General features: G+C 73.6%; 16 protein-coding genes. 3 read left to right on the plus strand and 13 right to left on the minus strand.

Annotated elements, in window-relative coordinates; genetic code table 11:
* Positions 1 to 42 precede the first annotated feature (42 nt).
* From FHX31_RS22660 to truB, 4 genes are all read right to left on the minus strand, one after another.
* A complete protein-coding gene (locus FHX31_RS22660; protein WP_013474443.1) occupies positions 43 to 2,412 on the minus strand; it encodes a polyribonucleotide nucleotidyltransferase in 2,370 nt (789 codons plus the stop codon).
* Between the two features lie 220 nt (positions 2,413 to 2,632).
* On the minus strand, positions 2,633 to 2,902 hold the full coding sequence (gene rpsO, locus FHX31_RS22665) for a 30S ribosomal protein S15 (protein ID WP_013284678.1): 270 nt from the start codon (positions 2,900 to 2,902) through the stop codon (positions 2,633 to 2,635).
* Positions 2,903 to 3,084: 182 nt separating this feature from the next.
* Positions 3,085 to 4,011: a bifunctional riboflavin kinase/FAD synthetase gene (locus FHX31_RS22670; RefSeq protein ID WP_123109881.1), complete on the minus strand. Its 927-nt coding sequence runs from the start codon at positions 4,009 to 4,011 to the stop codon at positions 3,085 to 3,087.
* Between the two features lie 32 nt (positions 4,012 to 4,043).
* The gene (gene truB, locus FHX31_RS22675; RefSeq protein WP_013284676.1) at positions 4,044 to 4,928 is read right to left on the minus strand and encodes a tRNA pseudouridine(55) synthase TruB; all 885 of its coding nucleotides are present in this window, start codon (positions 4,926 to 4,928) and stop codon (positions 4,044 to 4,046) included.
* A gap of 108 nt (positions 4,929 to 5,036) precedes the next feature.
* Between truB and FHX31_RS22680 the strand changes: the two genes are divergently transcribed.
* The 3 genes from FHX31_RS22680 to FHX31_RS22690 all read left to right on the plus strand — a co-directional run bounded on the left by FHX31_RS22680 (position 5,037) and on the right by FHX31_RS22690 (position 7,395).
* Positions 5,037 to 6,032 (plus strand): hypothetical protein, encoded by a 996-nt coding sequence (locus FHX31_RS22680; RefSeq protein ID WP_184977153.1) that lies wholly within the window; start codon positions 5,037 to 5,039, stop codon positions 6,030 to 6,032.
* Positions 6,033 to 6,063: 31 nt separating this feature from the next.
* Positions 6,064 to 6,366: a hypothetical protein gene (locus tag FHX31_RS22685; protein WP_013474441.1), complete on the plus strand. Its 303-nt coding sequence runs from the start codon at positions 6,064 to 6,066 to the stop codon at positions 6,364 to 6,366.
* 87 nt (positions 6,367 to 6,453) lie between these two features.
* The gene (locus tag FHX31_RS22690; protein WP_184977154.1) at positions 6,454 to 7,395 is read left to right on the plus strand and encodes a hypothetical protein; all 942 of its coding nucleotides are present in this window, start codon (positions 6,454 to 6,456) and stop codon (positions 7,393 to 7,395) included.
* 6 nt (positions 7,396 to 7,401) lie between these two features.
* Here the strand turns inward: FHX31_RS22690 and FHX31_RS22695 are convergent, their stop codons facing one another.
* The 9 genes from FHX31_RS22695 to infB form a co-directional block, all read right to left on the minus strand.
* Entirely contained in the window at positions 7,402 to 8,721 is a 1,320-nt protein-coding gene (locus FHX31_RS22695; protein ID WP_123109884.1) for an MATE family efflux transporter, read from the minus strand.
* A 47-nt stretch (positions 8,722 to 8,768) separates the two neighbouring features.
* Complete coding sequence (locus FHX31_RS22700; protein WP_071096338.1) at positions 8,769 to 9,278, minus strand: P-loop NTPase family protein; 510 nt, start codon at positions 9,276 to 9,278, stop codon at positions 8,769 to 8,771.
* A gap of 550 nt (positions 9,279 to 9,828) precedes the next feature.
* Positions 9,829 to 10,038, minus strand: a complete 210-nt coding sequence (locus FHX31_RS22705) for a DUF6186 family protein (RefSeq protein ID WP_030269837.1) — start codon at positions 10,036 to 10,038, stop codon at positions 9,829 to 9,831.
* Positions 10,038 to 10,445: a hypothetical protein gene (locus FHX31_RS22710; protein ID WP_013284671.1), complete on the minus strand. Its 408-nt coding sequence runs from the start codon at positions 10,443 to 10,445 to the stop codon at positions 10,038 to 10,040. Before FHX31_RS22710 ends, FHX31_RS22705 begins: the two co-directional genes overlap by 1 nt.
* Before the next feature lie 145 nt (positions 10,446 to 10,590).
* Complete coding sequence (locus FHX31_RS22715) at positions 10,591 to 11,637, minus strand: DHH family phosphoesterase (protein ID WP_114919685.1); 1,047 nt, start codon at positions 11,635 to 11,637, stop codon at positions 10,591 to 10,593.
* The gene (rbfA, locus tag FHX31_RS22720; protein WP_013474438.1) at positions 11,634 to 12,125 is read right to left on the minus strand and encodes a 30S ribosome-binding factor RbfA; all 492 of its coding nucleotides are present in this window, start codon (positions 12,123 to 12,125) and stop codon (positions 11,634 to 11,636) included. The genes FHX31_RS22715 and rbfA overlap by 4 nt, the downstream gene beginning before the upstream one ends.
* Before the next feature lie 181 nt (positions 12,126 to 12,306).
* Positions 12,307 to 12,600 carry a DUF503 domain-containing protein gene (locus FHX31_RS22725; protein ID WP_013284668.1) on the minus strand — a complete coding sequence of 98 codons (294 nt, stop codon included), beginning with the start codon at positions 12,598 to 12,600 and terminating at the stop codon, positions 12,307 to 12,309.
* A 41-nt stretch (positions 12,601 to 12,641) separates the two neighbouring features.
* On the minus strand, positions 12,642 to 13,685 hold the full coding sequence (locus FHX31_RS22730) for a TRM11 family SAM-dependent methyltransferase (RefSeq protein ID WP_114919684.1): 1,044 nt from the start codon (positions 13,683 to 13,685) through the stop codon (positions 12,642 to 12,644).
* An 82-nt stretch (positions 13,686 to 13,767) separates the two neighbouring features.
* Positions 13,768 to 16,782 carry a translation initiation factor IF-2 gene (gene infB / locus FHX31_RS22735; protein ID WP_030269840.1) on the minus strand — a complete coding sequence of 1,005 codons (3,015 nt, stop codon included), beginning with the start codon at positions 16,780 to 16,782 and terminating at the stop codon, positions 13,768 to 13,770.
* Between the last annotated feature and the right edge of the window lie 74 nt (positions 16,783 to 16,856).

A 16,856-nucleotide genomic window follows, 5' to 3' on the forward strand; every position in this document is an offset into this window, starting at 1 on the left:
CCGGCCCGGGCGACGCGGACGTCACCCGGGCCGGTCGGTGGATCAGCTGTGCCGGGTCCGGCGACGCGGACGGGACTCGCCGCCGCCCTCGCCGCCCTCGGAGCGGCGCTCGCCACCCTCGGAGCGGCGCTCGCCACCCCGGTCACCGCGGTCACGCGGGCCACGGTCGCCGCCGCGGTCCCGGCCCGACGGACGGTCGCCACCGGCCGCCTCACCGGCGGCCGGCGCCTCGGCGCCCTCCGGACGGATCTTGTCCAGGTAGATCTTGCCGCGGGCGTCGATGTCCGCGATCTCCACCTCGACCTTGTCGCCGACGTTGAGGAAGTCCTCGACCTTCTCGACCCGCTTGCCGTCGCCCACCTTGGAGATGTGCAGCAGGCCGTCACGGCCCGGCAGGAGCGAGATGAAGGCACCGAACGCGGCGGTCTTCACCACCGTGCCGAGGAACCGCTCGCCCACCTTCGGCAGGGTCGGGTTCGCGATGCCGTTGATCCGGTCCACCGCGGCCTGGGCCGACGGGCCGTTGGTCGCGCCGACGTAGATGGTGCCGTCGTCCTCGATGGAGATCTCGGCGCCGGTCTCGTCCTGGATCGCGTTGATGGTCTGGCCCTTCGGGCCGATCACCATGCCGATCTTGTCGACCGGGATCTTCACGGTGGTCACCCGCGGCGCGTAGTCCGACATCTCGGCCGGCGCCTCGATGGCCCGCTGCATCACGTCGAGGATGGTCTGCCGGGCCTCGTGCGCCTGCTGGAGCGCGGCGGCCAGCACGTCCGACGGGATGCCGTCCAGCTTGGTGTCCAGCTGGAGCGCGGTGACGAAGTCACGGGTGCCGGCGACCTTGAAGTCCATGTCGCCGAACGCGTCCTCGGCGCCGAGGATGTCGGTCAGCGTCACGTACTGGGTCTTGCCGTCGACCTCGTCGGAGATGAGGCCCATGGCGATGCCGGCGACCGGCGCCTTCAGCGGCACACCGGCCGAGAGCAGGCCCAGCGTCGAGGCGCAGACCGAACCCATCGAGGTGGAGCCGTTGGAGCCGAGCGCCTCGGAGACCTGCCGGATGGCGTACGGGAACTCCTCGCGCGACGGCAGCACCGGGATCAGCGCGCGCTCGGCCAGCGCGCCGTGACCGATCTCGCGACGCTTCGGCGAGCCGACCCGGCCGGTCTCACCGGTCGAGTACGGCGGGAAGTTGTAGTTGTGCATGTAGCGCTTGCGGTTCTCCGGGGACAGCGTGTCCACCATCTGCTCCATGCGCAGCATGTTCAGCGTGGTGACGCCCAGGATCTGGGTCTCGCCGCGCTCGAACAGCGCCGAGCCGTGCACCCGCGGCAGCACGCCGACCTCGGCGCTCAGCGGACGGATGTCACGCGGGCCGCGGCCGTCGATGCGGACCTGCTCACGCAGCACCCGGTTGCGGACCTCGGACTTGGTCAGCGAGCGGAACGCGGCGGACAGCTCCTTCTCGCGGCCCTCGAACCGGCCGGTCAGCTCCTCGGCGACCTTGGCCTTGATCCGGTCCAGGGCCTCCTCGCGGTCGGCCTTGCCGGCGATCTTCAGGGCCTCGGTGACGTCGGCGCGGGCCACGTCGGCCACCGCGTCGTAGACGTCGTCCTGGTAGTCCAGGAAGACCGGGAACTCGCTGACCGGCTTGGCGGCCACCTCGGCCAGCTCGCTCTGCGCCCGGCACAGCTCACGGATGGCCGGCTTCGCGGCCTCCAGGCCGCTGGCCACGATCTCCTCGGTCGGCGCGGTGGCGCCGTCGGAGATCAGGGCCACCGCGTTCGGGGTGGCCTCGGCCTCGACCATCATGATCGCGACCTCGCCGTCGGCGAGGGTGCGGCCGGCCACGACCATGTCGAAGGTGGCCCGGGCCAGCTCCTCCAGGGTCGGGAAGGCGACCCACTGGCCGTCCACGTGCGCGACCCGGGTCGCGCCGATCGGGCCGGAGAACGGCAGGCCGGAGAGCTTGGTCGACATCGAGGCGGCGTTGATGGCCACCACGTCGTACGGGTGCTGCGGGTCGAGCGCCAGCACGGTCTCGACGACCTGGACCTCGTTGCGCAGGCCCTTGACGAACGACGGGCGCAGCGGCCGGTCGATCAGCCGGCAGGTGAGGATGGCGTCCTCGCTGGGCCGGCCCTCGCGGCGGAAGAACGAGCCGGGGATGCGGCCCGCGGCGTACATCCGCTCCTCGACGTCCACCGTCAGCGGGAAGAAGTCGAACGACTCGCGCGGCTGCTTGCCGGCGGTGGTCGCGGAGAGGACGACCGTCTCGCCGAGCTGGGCGACGACGGAGCCGGCGGCCTGACGGGCCAGGCGGCCGGTGGAGAAGGTGATCTCACGGGTGCCGAAGGACCCGTTGTCGATCACCGCGGTGCGGGATTCGGTGCCGAGGTTGGTCTCGGTCATGTGCTGTGGTGCTCCTTCGCGTCGTCGGCCGACGACACGGGAACTGCTCAGGCGGCCGGTCTTCGATCGAAGCGCCCGGGGTGGCCGGCGTCGTGCCGGGATTCCCGGGGGCCACTACCGGAGACCGGTGCTGACCGGCTCCCTCTTCGGGTGTCGCGCGGCCGGGTTCTTCGGTGGTACTGCAACGGGGGAGCGGCCAGGCGGCCACTCCCCCGTCAGGTCATCGGCGCAGGCCGAGCCGCTCGATGAGCGACCGGTAGCGGTTGATGTCCTTCTTCTGGACGTAGTTCAGCAGCCGGCGGCGCCGGCCGACCAGCAGCAGCAGCCCACGGCGGCTGTGGTGGTCGTGCTTGTGCACCTTCAGGTGCTCGGTGAGCTCCGCGATCCGCTTGGTCAGGACCGCGACCTGCACCTCGGGCGAGCCGGTGTCGCCCTCGGCGGTCGCGTACTCCTGGCGGATCTTGGCCTTGGCTTCCTGGTCGAGCGCCATGTTCTCCCTGTTTCGTGGGTCATTCGATGAGGTCCGGAGCGGTCGTGGTGACCGGTGCAACGGACCGGTTCCTCGCACCCGCGGCGTCGTGCAGGCACGCGAGGCCCCCGTCGGTCAGCCGACGTCTCCGTCAGCCTACCAGCCCTCGGGACGGACGGCCGGTCAAGGTGGCCCCGCGCCGGTCAGAGCACCGCCCGGCGGGTGCGTTCCACGTCCTCGGCGATCTGGGCCACCAGCGGTTCGATCGCGTCGTATGTCCGCTGCTCACGCAGGTGCGCCACGAAGTCCAGGGCCAGCCGCTCGCCGTACAGGTCGCCGCTGAAGTCCAGCGCGTACGCCTCCACCCGCCGCTCCCGGCCGGAGAACGTCGGGTTGGTGCCGATCGACACGGCCGCCGCCAGCGGTTCGCCGTCGCGGCGCACCAGGCGGGCCGCGTACACCCCGTCGGCGGGCACCGCCGCGTACCTGTGGGTCAGCAGGTTGGCGGTGGGGTAACCCAGCTCACGTCCGCGCTGGTCGCCGCGGACCACCACGCCCTCGACGCGGTGCGGGCGGCCGAGCGCCGCCGCCGCCGCGCCCACGTCCCCCGCGTCGACGCAGGACCGGATGTACGTGGAGGAGAAGACCGTCCCCGCCTCGGCGACCAGCGGCGCCCCCTCGACGGCGAACCCGAAGGTACGGCCCAGCCGCTCCAGCAGCGGCACGTCACCGGCGGCCCGGTGCCCGAACCGGAAGTTGTCGCCGACCACCACCAGCGCGGCGTGCAGGTACGCGACCAGGACGTCGTGCACGAACGCCTCGGGTGGCAGCCGGGAGAACTCGACGGTGAACGGCACCACACAGAGCACGTCCACGCCGAGCGCCTCGATCAGCTCGGCCTTGCGGGCCGGCTCGGTCAGCACCGCCGGGTGCGAGCCGGGGCGTACCACCTCGGCCGGGTGCGGGTCGAACGTCACCACCACCGACTTGACGCCCAGCTCCCGGGCGCGCGCCACGGCGTGACCGATGGTGGCCTGGTGCCCCCGGTGCACGCCGTCGAAGACGCCGATGGTGACCACCGAGCGTCCCCAGCCGCCGGGCGCCGCCTCGTACCCCCGCCACCGCTGCATGCCGTTCCTCCCCCTGTCCGCCCGCACGCCGTTCAGGCCGGGGCCAGCACGATCTCCGCGCGGGCCCGACCGTCCCGCTCGCTGACGATAGCGATCAGCCCGCCCGCCGGGTCGAAGACGGCGTACGGCCCGGTGATCCCGGCGGGCGCCAGCGGCCCGCCGTGGGACAGCACCCGGGTCTCGTCGGCGGTGGCGTCCCGGCGCGGGAAGAACCGCGCGGCGGCGGCGTCCAGCGGCAGGTTCACCACGTCCGGCGCGCGCTCCTCGAGCTGGTCGAGCGTGGCCGCCTCGGCGAGCGTGAACCCGCCCACAGCGGTCCGGCGCAGCGCGGTGAGGTGACCGCCGACGCCGAGCGCCGCGCCCGCGTCGCGGGCCAGCGCCCTGATGTACGTCCCGGACGAGCAGGTCACGTCCACGTCCACGTCCACCACGTCCGGGACGTCCCGGCGGATCGCCAGCACGTCCAGCCGCGACACGGTGACCCGGCGGGCGGGCAGCTCGACCGCCTCCCCGTCGCGGACCCGCTTGTACGCCCGCTGCCCGTCGATCTTGATGGCGCTCACCGCGCTCGGCACCTGGTCGATCTCGCCGGTGAGGGCGGCCAGCGCGGCGCGTACCCCGTCGTCGGTGACCGCTCCGGCCGGGGTGGTCGCGACCACCTCGCCCTCGGCGTCGTCGGTGACCGTGGCCTGTCCCAGCCGGATCGTCGCGGCGTAGCTCTTGCCGGCGCCGATCACGTACGTGAGCAGCCGGGTCGCCCGGCCCACCCCGATCACCAGGACGCCGGTGGCCATCGGGTCGAGCGTGCCGCCGTGACCGACGCGGCGGGTACGCGCCAGCCGCCGGATGCGGGCCACGACGTCGTGCGACGTCATGCCGCCGGGCTTGTCGACCACGATCAGACCGTCTGTGCTCACGACCGCCAAGCCTGCCAGACGTCGGTGATCGGCCCTGCGGGGGATACCGCCCAGCTTCGGCGGGGTGTCAAGATCGTGCGCCAGCGCCCCGTCTGCCCGGGAAGTCCGATGACCGATCACCGCTCCGCCCCCGACCCCTACTTCTCCGCCGGCACGCCGGAGGACGAGCTGGGACGGGTGCCCGAGTGGCTGCGCCGGCCCGAGCCCGAGGTGCCGCCCGGCCGCGCGGACCGCCTGCGGATCGCGCTCGGCGGGCACTCCGGCAAGCTGCTCGGCGGCGTACTCGCGCTGGTGCTGCTCGCGTTCTTCGGGCTCGTCGGGGGCCTCGGCTACCAGGGCTTCCAGCGCTGGCGGGAACCGGCCGCCGAACACCCCACGGTCAGCCTGCCGGTCGGTGAGCAGGCGTCCTCGTCGGCGTCCCCGCCGCCGGCCGCCGGCCCGTTCGACGGCACCCCGGCGGCCGGCTTCCCGGAGGGCGCGGCGGGGATCGCGCTGCCCCGCGCCAAGCGCACCGGCGCGTTCACCGAGAAGCAGGTGGCCGACACGCTGGCCAAGGTACGCAAGGCGCTGGTCACCGCCCGGCTGGACCGCACCTTCTTCACCGCGAAGGACCCGGAGCGGCTGGTGCGCCAGTTCGCCCCGGACGCGCGGGCCGACGTGCGCGACGACTTCCCCACCGGCGAGGCGAGCACCTACGCGACCCGGCTCGCCCCCGGCGCCCGGCTCACCGCCGACCAGCCCCGGGTCAAGGGCCGGATCAGCTACCGGGCGACGAAGGACCGGGACGGCATCCGCATCCTGGAGGTGACCACGAACTTCGTCTGGGCGTACGCGTTCCCCACCACCAGCCCCACGCCGGGCGACGGCGTCGTGGTGGTTCACGACACGGTGAAGTGGAGCATCCCGCACCCGGCCGACGTGACCACCGCCTCCGCCGGGCTGTGGATCGAGCGGGCCGACTCGTACGCCTCCAACATCGACTGCGCCGCGCTGGACAAAGGGCTGCTCGCGCTGGGCAAGCAGTCGTTCGGCGGGCCGGCCGACCCGGACCCGGACGCGGTCTTCGACCCGGACAAGACGGTCGATCTGCCGGACACCTGCTGACCCGCCCGCCTCGTGGACGGAGACCCATCCGATGAGCGACGTACCGCCCCCGGCGCCACCCCACCGCGCGCGGGTCGACCTGCCCGACTGGATGCGCCATCCGGAGCCGCCGCGCCGTACCCCCGGGCGCCGCCTGTCCGACCTCGTCGACCGCGTACCGGCGCTGGCGGCGGCACGCCGCCGGATGTGGGCCCGGCAGGGCCGGACGCGGTTCGGCGACCGGCACCCGGCGCTGGCCGCGATCGGCTCGTTCGTGTTCGTCGCGGTGACGGCGACGCTGCTCGTCGTCGGCATGCTCCACCTCGCCTGGGCGATCCGTCAGCATCGCATCTGACCAGCGGGGGAAACGGGACAGCGGGGATCGGCGTCCGGGTGCAATGATCATGCGCCCCCTGCTCCCTGCACCCCTCTGGAACGCCGCATGAGCACCGAACCCGGCACCACCCCACCCGAGCCGGATCCCTACGCCGTCGCCTCCCGGGGCGAGGAGATCCAGCTGCCGAGCTGGATGACCGGCGCGGACGCGGACGTCCCGCTGACCCGCGCCGAGCGCTTCCGGATGGTCTGGTCCCGGCAGCGCGGCAAGCGTCACGTCGCGCTCGTGGTGGTGCTCGCGCTGGTGCTGATCGGCGGCACTGCCGTGCTCGGCCGGGTCACAGTCGACCGGGTACGGTCCGGCACCGCCGCCGCGGCCTCGGCCGAGGCCAGCCCGTCGCCGGTTCCACTCAGCCGGGTCGGCGAGCCGCGCGACCTGTTCGTGGGCACCGCCGGAGCGGACTTCGCGGTCGGCGAGGCCGGGATCGTCCTGCCGCGGGCCACGGCGCAGCCGCCGTTCACCGCCCGCGAGGTGGCCGCGGCGCTGACCCAGGTCCGGGCCGCGCTGGCTCAGGCCCGGCTCGGGCTCCCCATGCGCGTCGGTGACGCGGAGCCGTTCCTGGCGTTGCTGGCGCCGGAGTCCCGCGCCCAGTTGCGCCGGCACTTCGAGGACCAGTCGTTCGTGCACTACGCCACCCGGATCGGCTCCCAGGCCGAGGTGGACGAGATCCGGGTCCGGGGCGAGATGAGCTATGAGGTGTTCACCGCCGAGGACGGCGAGCCGAGCCTGCGGATCACCACCGAGTACGTCTGGATGTACGCGTTCGACATCCCGCGGACGACGCCGGGCCCGGCGGGGATCGCCAGCATCCGCGACCAGGTGGTCTGGGAGATCTTCCAGCCCGGGGATCTGCCGGCGACGCAACGCGGCCTCTGGCTGATCTCCGCGAAGTCGAGCACGAACAACGTCGACTGCTCCCGGCTGAAGGAGGGCTTCTTCACGGTCGAGCCGTGGACGGGCGGTCCCGGCTCGTTCAAGCCCTGCTGACCGGCGTCAGCGCACCGCGCCGACCACCGCCCACGCACCCGAGCGCATCCGCAGCAGCAGGCCGGCCAGCCGCAGCACCACGAACAGCGTCAGTCCGGCCCAGATCCCGCCCAGCCCGAGGTCGAACCCGTAGGCCAGCCAGATTGCCGGCAGGAACCCGCCGAACGCACACACGATGGTGAGGTTGCGCAGGTAGCGCACGTCGCCCGCGCCGATCAGCACCCCGTCGAGCGCGAACACCACGCCGCCGATCGGCTGGAGCGCCACGAACCACGGCCAGGCCGTCATGGCCTGCTCGCGTACCTGCGGATCGGAGCTGAACCACGACGGCACGACGCCGGCGCCGGCGGCGATGAGCACCGCGAAGGCCACGCCGCACAGCCCGCCGAGCAGCGCGATGCGGCGGGCCAGGAACCGCGCGGCCGCCGCGTCGCCGCCGCCGAGCGCGGCGCCGACCAGCGACTGCGCGGCGATGGCCAGCGCGTCGAGCACCAGCGCGGTGAAGAACCACAGCTGTACGGCGATCTGGTGCGCGCCGACCGCTGCGGCCCCGAAGCGGGCCGCGACAGCTGTGGCGGACAGGAAGCTGGCCTGGAACGCGACGCCCCGCACGAGCAGGTCCCGGCTGAGCACGAGCTGCTGACCGATCACCCGCGGCCGGGGGCGCAGCGAGACCCGCTCCCGCACCAGCGCCGCCGCGAACAGCACCCCGGACAGCGTCTGCGCGATCGCGTTCGCCACCGCCGAGCCGACCAGGCCGAGCCCGGCCGGGTAGACGAGCAGCGGGCAGAGCACCGCGGAGAGCAGGTTCGGGCCGAGCACGAACAGCAGCGGGCGGCGGGTGTCCTGGATGCCGCGCAGCCAGCCGTTGCCGGCGGCGGCGAGCAGCAGGCCGGGCGCGCCGAGCGCTGCGATCCGCAGCCACCCGGCGGCGGCGTCGGCCACCTCGCCGGGGCCGCCGACGAGGGTACGCGCCAGCGCGCCCCCACCGATGCCGATGGCGACCGCCACCAGCACTCCGGTGACGAGCGCGAGCCAGGACGCCTGGACGCCCTCGGCCACCGCGGCGGCCCGGTCCCCCGCCCCGAAGCGGCGGGCCGAGCGGCCCGTTGTGCCGTACGCGACGACGGTCCCGACCCAGGCGGTGAGCGTCATGACCGTGCCGCCGACGGCGAGCGCGGCCAGCGGCACCCGGCCGAGGTGACCGACCACCGCGGTGTCGACCAGGACGTAGAGCGGCTCGGCGGCCAGCACCACGAGGGCGGGCAGCGCGAGCGCGGCGATCCGCCGCGGCGAGGCGGTGACGGGGGTGGCGGTGGTGCTCATCGCCGCCGATCCTGGCACGCTCCCAGTAAGGTCCGCAAGGCGCAGTACTACTTACCCACGTCGGCCAGAAACCGGGCCGCGTCACGGCGCCCCCGCAGGCGGCGCACCGGCAGCCCGGGGGCGTGCTCGGACAGCGCGGCCAGCACCCGGGGCCGGGAGTCGCGGGGATAACGCCAGACGTAGGGCAGGAAGTCGAGATCGAGCCGCTCCGGGCAGCCCTCTGGCCGGTCGGGGCGGGCCGCGGCGCGATGTGCCCACCGGCGGCGGACGATCCGGACCAGGCAGCGCAGCCGGGAGGTGTCGCAGAGCACCAGCAGGTCGGCGCGGGGCAGCCGCAGGTCGAGCGTGCTCGCGTAGTTGCCGTCCATCACCCAGGCCGGGCGGGCGGCGAGCGCGGCCACCTCGGCGCGGAAGTCGGCCGGGGCGGAGGCGGTCCAGCCGGGGCGCCAGTAGTGCCGGTCGAGGTGGATCAGGGGAAGGTCGAGTCGCCGGGCCAGTTCACCGGCGAGCGTGCTCTTGCCGGCGCCGGAGCTGCCGACCACGAGGATGCGTCTCACCGGGCGACGGTAGCGGCGCGCGGGGCGGCGATGCGCCCCGAGCGGCGGTGACGTCGGCGTCGGGCCGGGGTGTGGTCCTCGGGCCCGGCCGGCGTCACCGCCGGACGGCGTATGTCACTGACGGGTGTCCATCGAGGTCTGCAGCGCGCGGCGCATCTGCTCGCGCGCCTCGTCGGTGGTGGTCTCGGTCTGCGGCTTGCGCTTGCTCGGCATCTGAAGGTCCTTCCAGGGTGCGGACCGCCGGGACGTGGCGGCCCTACGGGCGCCCGGCGCTCCGGATCGGCGCGACAGCGAATCGCGCCGCGACCGGAAGTCGTCGGCGGCTGAGCGCCCGGCAGCGGTCCGGGATCACCGGAGCGGCTCGCCTGGCAGCGGGAGCCCGGGTCGGTCTGACCCTGGAGGGAGGCGAAGCCGGGTGCGGCACCACCGCCCGTGACCAGCGCCGCGAAGCGCCGGTCCCGCACCCAAATTAACGTTCACTTTCCAGATGCTGCCCGCTGTTCCCGAAATGCGGAAAGATCAACGTCGTCGTCCGGTCCGGCGAGGGCGGTCAGCGGGCCAGGAAGTGCCAGCCCAGCCACCACCAGAAGCCGAACAGCCCGATCCGGCCGACCGGCACCGGGCCCACCTCGTACCGCATCACGAACGCGCAGACGTCGGCCAGCGACGGGATCCGCGACCCCTCGCGGCGCGCGGCCCACTCGACCACGGCGAACAGCACGATCGAGACCAGAAACCCGCCGATCGCCAGTGCCCGCATCATCGGCGCACCAGTCCCCAGAACGCGGACAGCCACGCGAACCAGGCCGCCGAGCGGGCCAGGTTGTCCTCCAGCAGCGGATCGGCCAGCCGGGAGAAGGTGGGGAAGTCGTCACCCACCGCCATCACGAACGTCGCCCCCTCGAAGACCCCGAAGACGGTCACCGGGACCAGCCACCAGAGCGCGACCGACGGCAACCGGCGCGGCGCCGGACGCCGGGGCACCCGGTTGCTCAGGCCGACCCAGATCAACCCCCCGCCGGTGGTGAGGATGTAGAGGTTCGCCGCGGTCGAGAAGGACGGCATCTGGCCGCCGACCAGAGAGAGGCAGATCAGCACCGGCACGGAGACGACCGGCCGGTCCCAGGCCCGGGGCGCCTCGACGGTGAGCTCACGGGGATGATCCATCACCCGATTGTCCCCAGCGTGACGCACTGCGGAAAGCCCGGCACGCGTCGTGATCCCCCGAAAACGCGCCGATCAGCTCACACTTCCGATCGCCGCCGCACCGGATCGACCGGACCAGAAGGACATATCGCTCCAGCCGGGCGCCTCACGCCACGGGGGTCACCGCGCCGGTGGCCAGCTCGGCGCGGATCCGTCCGACCACCTCGTCGAGCGCTCCCCGGCCGGTGAAACCGGCGGCGAACCGGTGCCCGCCGCCGCCGAGCGCCACCGCCACCCGGCTCACGTCCACCGCGCCCTTGCTGCGCAGCGACACCGCCCACTCCGCCTCGCCCGACTGCTTCACCACGCAGCTCACGTCCGCCTCGGCGGTGCAGCGCACCGAGTCGATCAGCGCCTCCAGCACGTACGCGGGCTGGTCGTGGCGGACCAGGTCGTCGCGGGTGGCGTACGTCCAGACGAGGCCGTGCCCGGCGGCGGCCGCCGGTTCCAGCGTGGCCCGGCCCAGCACCTCGCCGAAGAGGCGGACGGCGCCGAACGGGCGGGTGTCGAAGATCCGCCGGGAGATGTCACCGGGCCGGATGCCGGTGGCGATCAGGCGGGCGGCCGTCTCGTGCACGGCCGGTGTGGTCGCCTCGAAGCGGAACGAGCCGGTGTCGGTGGTCAGCGCGACGTACAGCCCGGTCGCGATATCCGCGTCCAGCGTCACGCCGAGCCGGTCCAGCAGCTCCAGCGCGACCACGGAGGTGGCGGCGGCGTGCGGGTCGACCAGGCTGATCCGGCCGAACCCGCTGTTCGAGGCGTGGTGGTCGAGCACGAGCGACGTGCCGGCCGTGTCCAGCCGGTCGGCCAGGTCGCCCAGCCGGGACTCGCTCGCCGCGTCGAAGCAGATCACCAGGTCCGGAGCCGGGTACGCGTCGTCCTGGGGCACCAGCAGGTCCACGCCGGGCATCCACCGGAACGGCTCCGGCACCTCCGGCGGGCCGGGGAAGGTGGCCTGTAGATCGCGTACGCCGAGCCGGCGCAGACCCAGCCCGAAGCCGAGCATGCTGCCCAGCGCGTCCCCGTCCGGGTTCACGTGGCAGATCAGCAGCACCCGCGCGTCGGCGGGGAGATCGCGTACCGCCGCGACGGCGGCCGCCCATGCGGTCTCGGTGGGCCCGGCCGGCGCGCCACCCGCGGCGGCCTCGGTCACCGGCGGTCGCCGGCGCGCGGCTCGTCGTCGCCCTCGTCCTCGGCCGGGGCGTCCTCGCCGTCCTCGTCCTCCTCCTCGACCCGGTACGGCTGGGCGTCACCCGCGTACGAGGCCTGGGCGGCGAGGCGCTGCACCTCGGCGTCGGCGGTACGCGCGGCGGCCAGCAGGTCGTCGATGTGCTTGACCTGGTCCTGCACGTCGTCGAGGACGAACGTCAGCGTCGGCGAGTGCCGCAGCCCGAGCGCCTTGCCGACGGTGCTGCGCAGCATGCCCTTGGCGCTCTCCAGCGCGGCGGCGGTGCTCGCCTGCGCCGCCGCGTCGCCGAGCACCGTGTAGAAGACGGTGGCGTCGCGCAGGTCGGCGGTGATCCGGGCGTCGGTGATCGTGATCATGCCGAGCCGGGGGTCCTTGATCTGGCTGCGCACCACCGACGCGACGAGTTCCCGGATGCGCTCCGCGTGCCGGCGAACCTTTGCCTGATCCGTCATGTCCCCCACCTCCGGGATCACCTGTACCAATGACGGCGCCGGATCACCAGGCGATCCGGGCCGTCGGCCGGAGACGGCGGGCGCGTGGGCACCGCCGGATCCGACCGCTCAACGCTGAAGAACACTACCCGCGCCCGGCCGGGCGTCGCGCGGCACGGCCGGAGTGCGGCGCGACGCGCCGTCAGTCGTCCGCGCCGTGCAGACGACGGCGCACCGACAGCAGCTCGGTCTCCGGGCGGGCGGCGACCAGCCGCTCACAGGAGTCGAGCACCTCGCGGACGTGAGCCGGCTCGGCGGCCACCACCGCCACCCCGATCTCGGCCCGGCCGTGCAGGTCCAGCGCGCCCACCTCGGCGGCGGAGACCTCGAACTTGCGCAGCGCGGCGACGATCGGCCGGACGTAGGACCGCTTGGCCTTCAGGGACCGGGAGTCACCCGGGAGCAACAGGTCGAACAGTGCGGTTCCGGTATACACGGCGAGCAACGGTACGCCGGGCGGCGCACCCCGGCACGCGATTAAGGCGCGACAGCCACCAGCACGTCCCGCTCGATCGCCTGGTCGACCCGGTGGGCGAAGTCACCGAAGCCCGGGCCGTCGAGCACGCGCAGCCCGGCGTCGGCCAGCACCGCCTCCGCCTGCGCCCGCGGGGCCACGTGCGTGTTCCAGGACAGGCCGAGCGCCCCGCCCGGGCGCAGCAGCTCCCGCCACACGGGCACGGCGGCGGTGAGCAGCTCCAGCGGACTGCGGGACAACCCGTGGTCGGTACGGCTGCCGTGCGCCACGCCGTACGGCGCGTCGGTGACGATCACGTCGGCGCAGCGGGGACGCAGCGCCTCGCGGGCCCGGGTGGTGTCGGTGTGCAGCACTGTGACCCGCTGGGTGGCCCCGGCCCGGTGCTCGTCCCGCGACGGCGCGAGCACCGCCTCGAACCGGCGGGCCACCAGCTTGCGGTCCCGGCGCACCGACGTCGAGTCGGTGGTGTGCTTGAGTCGCTTGCGGCGCAGCCAGGTACGCAGGAACGCGGCGTACGCGTCCACGTCCTTGCCGTCGCGCTCGATGCCGATGCCGTCGTAGCCGTACATCAGCGCCTGGTTGAGCGTCGTGCCCCGGCCGCAGAGCGGATCCAGCACCACCACCGGCCCGTCCAGCATCCGCGGCGCGGCGGCGGAGGCGAGCACTGTGACGTTGAGCAGCAGCCGGGTGAACTGCTCGTTGGTCTTTCCGGCGTACTTGGGGATGGTGATCAGGTCGGAGTCGTACCGGGCCAGCGGGCGCAGCGGCACCGGCCGCAGCAGGTCGTCGCCGACCCGCTCGAACAGCGCGTACGCCGCCGAAAGGTTCGCCAGGTGGGCCAGGTCCCGCTCGCCCAGCCCCGGTTCGGCGGTGGTGAACGTCAGGTACTCCACCCCGCCGATCCGCGTCACCTCCGCGGCGGCCGGCACGACGTCGAGCACGCCGGAACCGGCGAACACGGCCAGCTCGGCGCGGGCCAGCCGGGCCGCCGCGTCGGCGTAGACGCGGTTGGCGGAGGGGGCGAGGAGCAACGCGTACCGGATCACGCCGCAGATTGTCGCAGCCTGCACAGACGGCGACGGCCGGGGCCCGAAGGCCCCGGCCGCCGGCCGGTCGTACGCGTGGTCGTCAGGCGCGCGGCTTCTCGCGCATCTCGAACGTCTCGATGACGTCGCCGACCTGGACGTTGTTGTAGCCGCCCAGCGTCAGACCACACTCGAAGCCCTCGCGGACCTCGGTCGCGTCGTCCTTGAACCGCTTCAAGGAGCTGATCGTGAGGTTGTCCGCCACGACCGCCCCGTCCCGCAGCAGCCGCGCCTTGGCGTTGCGGCGGATGAGGCCGGACCGGACGATACAGCCGGAGATGTTGCCGATCTTGGACGAGCGGAAGACGTCGCGGATCTCCGCGGTGCCCAGCTCGACCTCCTCGTACTCCGGCTTGAGCAGACCCTTGAGCGCGGCGTCGATCTCCTCGATGGCCTGGTAGATGACGGTGTAGTACCGGATCTCCACGCCCTCGCGGTCGGCCATCTCGCGGACCTTGTTCGAGGCCCGCACGTTGAAGCCGATGATCGTGACCGCCTCGGACGAGGCACTCGCGAGCATGACGTCGCTCTCGGTGATCGCGCCCACGCCCCGGTGGATGATCCGAAGCTGGACCTCCTCCGGGATGTCGAGGTTGAACAGCGCGTCCTCGAGCGCCTCCACGGAACCGGAGACGTCGCCCTTGAGCACCAGGTTGAGCGAGGTCTTCTCGCCCTCCTTGAGCTGCTCCATGAGCGTCTCGAGAGTGGCCCGGCCACGGGAGTTGGCGAACGACGCCGCCCGCCGCCGTGCCTGACGCTGCTCGGCGATCTGCCGCACGGTGCGGTCGTCCTCGGCGGCCAGGAAGGTGTCACCCGCACCCGGCACCGTGGTCAGACCCAGCACCATGACCGGACGGGCCGGACCAGCCGAATCGACCGGCTTGCCGTTCTCGTCGAGCATGGCCCGGACCCGGCCGTGCGCCCCACCGGCGACGATCGAGTCACCGGCACGCAGGGTGCCCTTCTGCACCAGCACGGTCGCCACCGCGCCACGGCCCTTGTCCAGGTGCGCCTCGATCGCGACACCCTGCGCCGGCCCGTCGATCGGAGCGGTCAGCTCCAGCGACGCGTCGGCGGTCAGCAGCACGGCCTCGAGCAGTTCCTCGATGCCGATACCGGGCTTGGCCGCCACGTTGACGAACATGGTGTCGCCGCCGTACTCCTCGGCGACCAGGCCGTACTCGGTCAGCTGCTGGCGGACCTTGTCCGGGTTCGCCTCGGGCTTGTCGACCTTGTTGACCGCGACCACGATCGGGACGTCCGCCGCCTTGGCGTGGTTGAGCGCCTCGATGGTCTGCGGCATGACGCCGTCGTCGGCCGCGACCACCAGGATCACGATGTCCGTGACCTGGGCACCACGGGCACGCATGGCGGTGAACGCCTCGTGACCCGGGGTGTCGATGAACGTCACCGCGCGGTCCTCGCCCTCGTGCGGGACGTGGACCTGGTAGGCACCGATGTGCTGGGTGATGCCACCCGCCTCGCCGGCCACCACGTTCGCCTTGCGGATCGCGTCGAGCAGCTTGGTCTTACCGTGGTCGACGTGACCCATGACGGTCACCACCGGCGCACGGCTGACCAGGCGGTCCGCCGCGACCTCGGCGTCGAGGTCGATGTTGAACTGCGCGAGCAGCTCGCGGTCCTCGTCCTCCGGGCTGACGATCTGCACGTCGAAGCCGAGGTGCTCACCCAGCAGCTGCAGGGTCTCGTCGGAGCACGACTGGGTCGCCGTCACCATCTCGCCCAGGTTGAACATCTCCTGGACCAGCGAACCCGGGTTGGCGTTGATCTTGTCGGCGAAGTCCGACAGCGAGGCGCCACGGGACAACCGGACGACCTGACCCTGACCGCGGGGCGCACCCGAGGACATGGTCGGGGCCGACAGGTTGTCGAACTCCTGTCTGCGCTGCTTCTTGGACTTGCGACCGCGGGTCGGCCGGCCGCCGGGACGCCCGAAGGCACCCGCCGCGCCACCGCCACGGCCACGGCCACCGCCGCCGGGACGGCCACCGCCGCCGACCGGGCCACCCGGACGGAAACCACCGCCGGGAGCACCGCCACCGCCGCCGGGACCGCCGCGGTAGCCACCGCCACCGCCGCCGCCACCGGGACCGCCGCGGTAGCCACCGCCACCGCCGCCGCCACCGGGTCCACCACGGTAGCCACCGCCACCGCCGCCGGGACCGCCCGGACGACCGGCGCCTCCACCGGGTCCGCCACGACCGCCACCGGGGCCGCCGGGGCGGCCGGTGGTCGGGCGCTGGCTCGGCATCGAGGCCGGGCTCGGCCGCGGCGGCATCGACGCCGGGCTGGGCCGCGGCGGCATGCCGGCCGGGCTGGGACGGGGACCGCCCGCACCGGCGGCCGGGGGCCGCTGCTGCTGGCCGCCCTGGATGCCGAACGGGTTGTTACCGGCGCCACGCGCCGGCGGACGACCGCCGGGCCGGGCACCGGGGCCCTGACCCTGACCCGGACCGCCGGGACGACCGGCGGCCGGGGAACCCGGACGCGGCGGCATGGCGTTCGGGCCGGGACGCGGACCCGGGCGAGCACCGCCCTCGGCCGGGGGCTCCCGGCGTACGGTCTCGCGCTGCTGCTGACGGGCGGCCTGGGCGGCCTTGACCGCGGCCTCCTGCTCAGCCTTGAGCGCGGCGGCACGCGCCTCGGCGGCCGCCACTTCGATGTCGTGCGCGCTCGCCGGCTTGGCGACCGGAGTCGCCGGCTGCGGCGGGCCGGGGACCGGGCCCTTGGGCTTCGGTCCAGGGGTCGGCGCGGCCGGACGCCGGGGCGGCATCGGCTTGGCCGAGACCCGGGGGGCACCCGGGGTCGGGGTGGGCGTCGGGGTCGGTGCCGGGCCACTGGGCGCGGCAGCCGGCGGGCCGGCAGGCGCCGACGAACCGGCTACGAACGCGCTACGCAGCCGCCGGGCGACAGGCGCCTCGACGGTGCTGGACGCGGACTTCACGAACTCGCCCATTTCCTTGAGCTTGGCGAGAACGGTCTTGCTTTCGACCCCGAGCTCCTTGGCAAGCTCGTGTACGCGGGCCTTTCCTGCCACTGCACTCCTCACTCCGAGGTCGTGCGGGCAGCACCCGCAGCGACCTCACTCCTGCACTTGAAGCCTGGTCATTT

Source organism: Micromonospora sp. CNZ286, from assembly GCF_014207755.1.